Genomic DNA, 8,170 nt, shown 5'->3' on the forward strand with positions numbered 1-8,170 from the left:
GGCCTGCCGGCGGGGGGCGGGCCGGCGCGGCCCGCTTTGCGGGCCGCCTTGATCTGATAGAGCGGAATTCGGCAAACGTTGCGCCGGCGGGCCATGTCGTGTCCCGGCTGATGCTTTACATCGGGATCAGGACCAGCGTGACACTGCGTCGGGTCTTGAGCGCAGAGATGAACTCCGGGATGCAGGGGCGGTGACCGGAAGAGCATCACGTCAATCGGAGGCAGCGCTCGGGGAAGCCTGCCGCTGTACGAAGAGGTCCGCCTCCAGCAACCGGCCCGAAAGCCGGCCCGCCTCGTGGATTTCGTCGGCGGTCATTCGTGGCACGATCGCGTGTGCTTCGTGGATGCCGTCGCCGCTGCCGGCGTTCAGCATGGCGAGGTACCACCGAAGTGCCTGCACAAGGTCGACCGGTCCGCCGAATCCGTCGCGGTACCAGCAGGCCGCCGCGAACATGCTGCCCTTGTCGCCGGCCTCGGCGCCGCGCAGGTACCACTGCAGCGCCTCCTCGTCGAGGTCACGCTCGCTGAGTCGGTCACCCAGCCGTGGATACGCTTCAGTAATCCCGGCCTCAGCCGCTTGGCGTAGCCAGCGCACCGCCTCGTCAGACCCACCGGACAGCACGCCCAGGTTGAACGCAGCAAACACGTCCCCTGCCTCGGCTGCGGCCTGGTAGAGAGCGGTCGCACGAGTGGCGTCCTGTGTCGTTCCGATGCCGTGCTGGACCAGGTACGCGAGCGTGCGCTGGGCGACCGGGTCCCCGTCATCCGCCGATACGGTCAGCAGCTTCACGCCTCCGGCCGGATCTCCCAGATGGAAGGCGCGGATCACGCCGAGCATCGTGCGCGCCCGGCGGTCTACCGAAGCCGGCATGCGCAGCTTCGGCGCGAGCAGAGCCAGTTCTCGCTTGGCGTTCTCAATGCCCGCCTTGGCAGCCTCCAGGTACCAGAACGCAGCCTCCGGCAGGTCCACCTTGTGGTAGGCGAAGAGGGTGCCCAGATCGTGCAGCGCCTGCGCCTCCCCGGCGGCGGCAGCCATTCGCCAGTGTCGCTCCGCCTCGCCCTGGTCCATGGGCACGCCCTGACCGGTGCCGTACATCAGACCGACCATCCGAAGCGCAGGCACACCGCCCAGCTCGGCCGAACGCCGATACCACCGCAACGCCGCCGCCTGGTCCTGCGGGACCCCCCGGCCGGTGGCGTACAGCACCCCGAGGTTGTGGGCCGCCTCGGCGCTGCCCAACTCGGCCGCGCGCTCGTACAGCCCGCGGGCCCTCACCGGATCTGCTGGCTCGCCGTGGCCGCTGCTGGCCAGCTGGCCCAGCAGCAGCAGCGCCCGGTCGTCGGGCCCGGCCAGCTCCAACTGCTCACGAGCCTCCTCGAAGGCCCCGCGCTGCGCAGCGAGCGCTCCACGGTCGTACGGCTGTAGTGCCACGCGGGCAGTCTAGAGACGTTGCGATCAACCATCGACATGGTGGTTGTGCCCATCTCTAGCCGGACGTGTCACTCACGTCCTGAGACTGCTCTGTCACGGACGTCCCGAGACCCGACATCGCCGGCAGGCCCGCGGTGTCCTCCGTCGACTGATGCGCGACACTCGTCCGCCAGCTGATCTGCGACACCCAGCGGGCTGATCGCGGCTAGATGAGTGCATCTGCAACGACCGGCAGGGGCAACTCATAATGCAGGTGATGGGCACGCGTTTGAAGTGAGGACTGCCGGTTGACGACCAGCGCTGATGAGCTGATCGCGGCGCGTCTCGCCTTCCCGGTGGGCGACCGGGTGCGAGGCAATGTGAGTGCCATCCCTATGGTCGCGGGACGGGCAGGGGTTCTGGTAGACCTCGGTCAGCCGCCGCAGGGGTGGGTCGACGTCCTGCACCTGCCAGACGACCCGACCGACTGGCCCGCGGTCGGCAAGGCTGGGCTCTTCGAGGTCTTGCAACATCGTCCCGGCGAGGTGCGGCTGTTTCCGTTGGACGCCGGGATGCGCGGTCGGCGGACCCGCTTCTCGCGCTGGTCGGGCGAGGAATGGGCTGCGATCACCAGACGGTACCCCGAGGGCGCGGTTGTCGTGGGAACCGTCACCAACGTTTTCCCTGGCAACCGCGAGTACACAGTGACGTTCAACGATTGTTGGTCGGTGCTCGAGTACGAGGACATAGCGCCGTCGGTCGGCTGGACCGGCCCGTTCCTCGTGACCCGCCTGCTTGAGTGGACCCACCGAATCTTGCTAAGGCCGGCGACGTAGCGATCGACCAGCTGAATGGGCAGGACCATGTCGATCGGGCCGAGCGCCCCGAGGCCGCGGACGGGGCTGGCTGACGCAGCACACCATCACCGTCTACGACGCCGAGACCCCGATCGCGGCCGTTCCCCGCCGCAGCACCACCGACCCGGCCCGAAGCAAGGCCAAGCACCAGATAACTACCACCCGGCGATCACCTCGACACGACGCCTAGTCTCGTCATCGACACCGTGCCTGCCGGCCAACGCGTCCGCCGGCACCATGCCGCGAAAGGGGGAAAGACCGCGTGGAGAAAGCCGTGCATGTCAATGGCCTGGTGCTGCCCGCCTTGCTGATCGAACTGGTCAACGGTGGCCGCTGGCGGCACCCAGGTGACGACGTCCTGCGTGATCTCATGCCCTGGTTCGAATCTCCGCTGGACTTTCTCACCAGCACCGAAGGGATGCGCCGCGAGAGCAGATCGCTCACCCTGCTTGCCGATGACCCGCCCTCCTCGCCCCTGTTCCGGCAAACGCGGGGAAGTATCGCCACCGCCAGCGTCGAGCTGCCCTGGCTCGATGCGGAGCAGGCAGTCCTCATCGCGGTCAACCGCATCCCCGGTGATGACGTCGCGATGGCCCTCGACTATCGCACCGACCCCGCCGACCCCCAGGTCGTCGCAAGCGACTTCTGGACCGACCCGAAGCAATGCTCCTGGCAGGCCGTCACCCCGACCTTCTCTCAACTCGTAGAGGTCCTCCGGCTCCTCTAAAACGACACGCGGAGCCGCCGGCCAGACACGCTACCGCCGCGCCATACCATCGATGCCAACACCAGATCACCATGTTCGATCATGACCTGGCGTCAAACGTCCTGCGACGTCGTTTCGTCAACCATCATGCGAGACCAGGCATCGCCGGCGGCCGGGCGGTTCGTACGTACGTACGTACGACTAGGCTGCTGCCGGTGGAGGTACGTGGGCGTTAGTGGAACGGCGCTTGGGGCCGCATGGCCCGGCGCGACATCTGGTTGGTCTCCGACGGCCGCCTCTGGCGGGTCCGTGGCCGCCTCGGTGGCGACGGAGGGCAGGAAGTCTCGCACGACTTCTCGGACGAAGCATCCGCCCGTTCCATGATCGACCGGATGATGAAGACCTCGGCCGGCACCTAGCGGGATCTCACGGGGGCGGTCCGGCAGGAAACGAACCGCCGGCAGACTCACAAACCGATGGCCTTCGAGCTACTGCGCGGGCGGCTCGCCGTACCGCTTGATGTGTTCGGCCCAGTCACGGGCGACCGCTTTTGCCTGGGCACGACGCATCGGTGGAGTGCGGTGCATTTGAATGTTGCCCTCAGGGTCGTCGGGCACATAGGCGATCACTGGCCACCTGTTCGTTACGACCCGCCACGGCCACACCACCGCCGTCGCGAGCAGCGCGCTCAGCCAGTTCAGCATGTCGAAAAGCTCACGGTCTCGTGGGCCGAGCGGCTCGTAGTGGTACCAGGACGCCCGCCACGGCGCGCGCGGGACTGGCCGCCATGCGAGGCGCTGCCGGCCTACCCGCCACGGGATCCATTCGCCCGTCGGCGACCGCGTGAACACCAACACGCCGTCATGGTGACACCGACGCACAACCTCGCGGCCATGCTGCTTCCGTGCCACCGTGCTCGACAGGTGGGTCTACAGCGGCCCCGTCGAGCAACAGAGAAGAGGGCATCCAGCCGGATGTGTCACCCACGTCTTGAGACTGATCTGTAACGCAGGTCCTGGTAGGTGGTGGGCGCGGCAGGTTTCGAACCTGCGACCCCTCGCTTGAAGGTTCTGGGCGCTCCGTCCGGGCCGGTCCGCGTGTCTGTGACCTCGGCTCGTGGTCCACGGCTGTACGGCTTGGCCCCTCCCCGTCCAGCCTTGTTGCTGTCACCGTTGCTGTCGACAGCACCGGGCGGCCTGCGCAGACGAGGGCTCCGGCCCGCGCGGTCGCCCTCAGCTCCCGTATCCCGGCAACCAAGGCAACGAGTCAACCTCGGTCGTTCTCCCCTGCAAGACCATCGTGAACAGTTCCATCATCCCGGCCCGCGAGTAGCCATCCATGTACAGCGGGCCGCGGACCTCGTCGTGGTCCTCCCAGATCACAACCCCTCGGCTTCCCGCGAACACCGACACGCTGTACCCAGCCTCGTTATCGCTGATCCACACGTCAGGATGCTCCGGGTCATCGACCTCTAGCTCATCCAGCAGGTCCGCGAGCTGGTCAACCGACGAAACGTCCTCGCCACTTCCCGAACGATGCTGGATGGAGCAGCGAACTGCACTCGGAGCGTCAGCCATGGATGCAATCCTCGCCTACGCCGAGAGCGCCACCCACCCTCGGTGCCTACCCGCGCGACCTACCTTGCGTCGGACTACATCGAGGGCCGGGCGAGTTCGGTCCGACTACAACACATTCACCCGTATACAGCCCTGCACTCCATGCCGCACCCCGGCCGAGGGTCCGACGCCTCTTCAAGCACCGCCCGACAAGGGGCGCACTAGCGCGTGTCGCGGGCACCGGACGGCGGTCTTCGTTGAGATCACCTCACTGGCCGTCTGACGCCTCGGCCGCCTCGATCTCTCGCCGGGGCTCACCAGCGGCATGCTTGCCCCGCTTCTTCGGCTTGAACAGGGACGTGACCCCCTCGCCGACGGTCCCGGCCACACCGGCGATCGCCCCACCGACGCCCTTCACGGCGGTCAACGCCTGAGGCTCGTCAGGAACTCCGTCGCCATCGAGATCGACGCTTCGGAAGGGTCGGGTTACGGTGACGGCTGCGTTCGCCACCCAGTTGCCCGTAGCCTTGGCCGCGTCCTCGAGCGCCACAAGCGCTCGGTTCGGCTCATCCTCTTCTTCTTCCGCCGTGACATCGATCGGCACTGTGAGGTGGTCGGGGAACTCCGATGGCGCCTCGGCAAAAGCGGTCTTCGCCGCCTCGACGACCTCCCGGCCGAAAACGAACCGAGCGACACCGCCGGCGACGGCGCCGACGCCGTACTCGACCGCTGCCTGCTGCCTGCCGTTCAGGCCGGAGCGCACGGTCTCCAGCCGACCGGTCTGAACAGTCCGGACCAGATCTTGTGCCGCGCCCCCTGGAAGGGTGTCCGCAAGAGTGTTCGCCCAATGCGACCAGTCTTTGCGGCCGGAGGCGATGCTGTGGCCGACGCCGACGATGCCGTCGGTCGACGCGCTGGCGAGGTCGTTTGCCATGGCTGCGATCTGCTTCTGACTGACGCGTTCGTTGGACAGGCCGTAGACGAGGGCGTGGGCCTGGTCCCGGTCAAGGGCCATGCCGTGGATGTCGGCGATCGCGAGCGCGAAGATCGCGGTGATCTCGAACTGGAGTTGCTCATCACCTGCCGGTAGGAGTGCGGCGACCCGTTGGGCGCCTGTCTTCGCGGCGTTGAGCGCCAGGCCTTTCGCGGCCTTTTTCGCCACCTCCTTGCCGGCCTTCTTCGCCGCGACCTTCCCGGCCTTTTTCGCCGCGTGGGTGCTCACCGTCTTGGCAGCCGTAGTGGCGCCGCCGCCCGGGATCAGCGCGATCCCGACGGCAGCGGCAATCGATCCGACGGTGACGATGCCCCCGGCGACGGTGATCGCGGTGACGTAGTGCCGCTCGAGCATCGTGATGACCTCGGCGGGTGTCGCGTCGGGGTTCCGCTTCCGCACCCGTTTGACGTACTTGCGGGCGATGGCGTGCCGGGCGCTTACCGCCTTCGCGATCTCACGCTCGGCGTCGTCGTTGGGGAGTTCCGCCTGGAGGGTGATGGTCTCGGCGTCAGTCACAGTCTCGTCTCCCCCGTCAGTTGTTCGTCGGCGCCAGCTCAGCCGCACGAGTCTAGGTAGCGGACCTTGTCGCAGGCGACCCCGAACACCTCAAGCGCTGATAGCCGACAAAGTCAGCCTCGCCGCCGGCTGCCGGGTAGTGGCCACAGACCGCCTCGCAAGCCCCGCCCGGCACAGGCGAGCGCCGGGCTTCCTCACCGACGCTGGTGCACGGCCAGCGACGTGCTTCTGTCACCGCCGCCGGTCGCCTGTCAGATCCATCGGATCTGACAGGCATCCGGCTACCCTCGCCGCCCGGCCGCGACACGGGCTGACACCGCAGGTCAGCACCGCTTCCCGGCCAGGACGCGACAACGTGCGCTGACAGGTCGGGCCGCTACCGTCTCGGCCAACACCACTCCACATCTCGCAGCATCCCGGTTCGGTCCCATCTCAGGGATCCCCGCCGTACTCCAGCGGTATGCGATGCCCACCCGCTTCGGCCGGTCGGCACACATCCCGCGCGGCGGCCCCTCGAGGTCGACCAAGCCACTCGCACCATTGCGCCTTCCGCCTGGAGCCGACCCGCGCGTCCTGTGGGTCGGTCATCCCTGCGCGCCCGCGCGCAAGTCCATCGAAGGAGGATCACGCATGTCCCCTGTCAACGGCACTCCGCTGACCCGCCACGGCAGCCGCGTGCCCGCAGTCCCCGCACGGCCGGCCGCCGCGAAGGCCGCTCCGCCGCCGGGACCCCGTCCAGCCGCCACCCGTGCGGCCACCACCGCGTCACGGCCGACCGCTACGCCGGCCCCGAGCATCGCCACGATGGTGATCTGTCTGCCCGAGGAGCTGCCCGCCGCGGCGCTCACGAGCCACCACCTCGACACACACTTCGGGGTCACCGGCACCCTCACGACCCTGTTCTGGGCCGTGCCACGGCTGCGGCTCTGGCAGCACCATCTCATGATCGGGCTGCGCAAGGGCCGCCCTGCGCCGTGCGCGGGCGGACCGGTGCGGCTGCTCGACCTGGCCGGCATGCGCCAGGCCGCCGCCGTGGGCGCCGGCATCCGCCACCAGGTCTGGCAGCGGGTCGTGCATGGCACGAGAGCGGCCACCCCTTGGCCGATGTTCGAAACCCGCCACCTCACCGACCCCGACCGCTATCCCCTCGAATCCGCGGTCGCGGACTTCCACGCCCAGCCCCGCGTACAGGCCATGCGTCTGCACGCCGCCACCCTCGGTCCCGGGCAACCCTCCGTCGGGGAGCTGGAGATGTACCAGGCAGGTGAAGTCGCCTACCAGCACTACCTGGCCGCGAGTGCCGTCGCCGGTGATGCGATGCTCGCCGCCGATGGCCGCAGGCTCGCCCCGGCCAGCGATGCCCTCGCTCACCGCATCACCTACCTGGAGCAGGCCCTGGCCCACCTTGATTCCCTCGGCCCAGATCAGCGGCTGCTCGCCGTCGCTATCTAGTACGAGACAGGCCGTCCACCTCACTGTCACCTGAGGGACCCGACCACCGCCCTTTGTCTGACGCTGCCGTTGTCGGCCGCATCGGCTATCGAGCTGCGGACCGCTGCCGCTCCCCCGGGCCGGCTGAGTCCAACCGATCGCGCATCACCTCTGGCCTGCCTCTACCCCGGCCGGCGCGGTCATCCCCCGTCAGGGGGTGGCCGCGTGCCGGCCGGCGGGCCGCGGGGAGGCGGCCGGCGCGCATCGCCAGCGCCCCGGGCCTGGGGCCCTCTCTGAGCCGAGGCCGGCAACAGGCCGCTGTTTCCTCTTCCACCTGCCAATCGAGAGCCGCTCTGTCACGACACACCGACTGTGCACCGCGTCGAGACGTGTGCCGCGCTCGCAGGACCCACCTTGTCTGCCCAGCCACTCACTCCACCAGCTCGCGGCTTGCCACTCCCTGGGTGTCGGAGCGGTTCTTCGGAAGCCGGGAGTCGCCCAGGCAGCGAGAAGGGAGCGCGTCGCCACTACCAAACGCCGCCAGTACGAAGCTGCGAGCGTGCAGCCGATGCTGGACGGGTGCGGACGCCGCGCACAGAGCTCTTGTGGGTCTGTCAAGAAAACGGTGTAACACGGGTTGTTGAGGACTACTTGCGGGCTGCGGCGAGTCGGCCTTCGAAGGCCATCTCGAAGGCGTTCA

At 68.3% G+C, this 8,170-nt stretch carries 8 protein-coding genes; 4 read left to right on the forward strand and 4 right to left on the reverse strand.

Annotation, left to right across the window (positions count from 1 at the left end):
• Positions 1-194, forward strand: a 194-nt coding sequence (locus ABZV78_RS30530; protein ID WP_355644162.1) for a hypothetical protein, incomplete at its 5' end; no start/stop codon positions are given.
• 16 nt (positions 195-210) lie between these two features.
• Here ABZV78_RS30530 and ABZV78_RS30535 read toward each other — a convergent pair.
• Positions 211-1,431: a tetratricopeptide repeat protein gene (locus ABZV78_RS30535; protein ID WP_355644164.1), complete on the reverse strand. Its 1,221-nt coding sequence runs from the start codon at positions 1,429-1,431 to the stop codon at positions 211-213.
• Between the two features lie 287 nt (positions 1,432-1,718).
• Here ABZV78_RS30535 and ABZV78_RS30540 point away from each other — a divergent pair, with 287 nt between their 5' ends.
• Together ABZV78_RS30540 and ABZV78_RS30545 are read left to right on the forward strand one after the other, a co-directional pair.
• Positions 1,719-2,246, forward strand: coding sequence for a hypothetical protein (locus tag ABZV78_RS30540; protein ID WP_355644166.1), 528 nt, complete (start codon positions 1,719-1,721; stop codon positions 2,244-2,246).
• A gap of 283 nt (positions 2,247-2,529) precedes the next feature.
• Positions 2,530-2,994: a hypothetical protein gene (locus ABZV78_RS30545; RefSeq protein WP_355644167.1), complete on the forward strand. Its 465-nt coding sequence runs from the start codon at positions 2,530-2,532 to the stop codon at positions 2,992-2,994.
• Positions 2,995-3,461: 467 nt separating this feature from the next.
• Here the strand turns inward: ABZV78_RS30545 and ABZV78_RS30550 are convergent, their stop codons facing one another.
• The 3 genes from ABZV78_RS30550 to ABZV78_RS30560 all read right to left on the reverse strand — a co-directional run bounded on the left by ABZV78_RS30550 (position 3,462) and on the right by ABZV78_RS30560 (position 6,039).
• Positions 3,462-3,677, reverse strand: coding sequence for a hypothetical protein (locus ABZV78_RS30550; RefSeq protein ID WP_355644169.1), 216 nt, complete (start codon positions 3,675-3,677; stop codon positions 3,462-3,464).
• Between the two features lie 528 nt (positions 3,678-4,205).
• The gene (locus ABZV78_RS30555; RefSeq protein WP_355644171.1) at positions 4,206-4,550 is read right to left on the reverse strand and encodes a hypothetical protein; all 345 of its coding nucleotides are present in this window, start codon (positions 4,548-4,550) and stop codon (positions 4,206-4,208) included.
• A 247-nt stretch (positions 4,551-4,797) separates the two neighbouring features.
• Positions 4,798-6,039 (reverse strand): hypothetical protein, encoded by a 1,242-nt coding sequence (locus ABZV78_RS30560; RefSeq protein WP_355644172.1) that lies wholly within the window; start codon positions 6,037-6,039, stop codon positions 4,798-4,800.
• Positions 6,040-6,843: 804 nt separating this feature from the next.
• Here ABZV78_RS30560 and ABZV78_RS30565 point away from each other — a divergent pair.
• Positions 6,844-7,491: a hypothetical protein gene (locus ABZV78_RS30565; RefSeq protein ID WP_355644174.1), complete on the forward strand. Its 648-nt coding sequence runs from the start codon at positions 6,844-6,846 to the stop codon at positions 7,489-7,491.
• The last annotated feature ends 679 nt before the right edge of the window (positions 7,492-8,170 follow it).

The sequence above is a fragment of the Micromonospora sp. NPDC004540 genome, assembly GCF_040610095.1.
GTDB lineage: Bacteria > Actinomycetota > Actinomycetes > Mycobacteriales > Micromonosporaceae > Micromonospora.

Coding starts and splice junctions, on each gene's coding strand:
- ABZV78_RS30555 (WP_355644171.1), bottom strand. CDS start 4,550: ATGGCTGACGCTCCGAGTGCAGTTCGCTGCTCCATCCAGCATCGTTCG.
- ABZV78_RS30550 (WP_355644169.1), bottom strand. CDS start 3,677: ATGCTGAACTGGCTGAGCGCGCTGCTCGCGACGGCGGTGGTGTGGCCG.
- ABZV78_RS30565 (WP_355644174.1), top strand. CDS start 6,844: ATGGTGATCTGTCTGCCCGAGGAGCTGCCCGCCGCGGCGCTCACGAGC.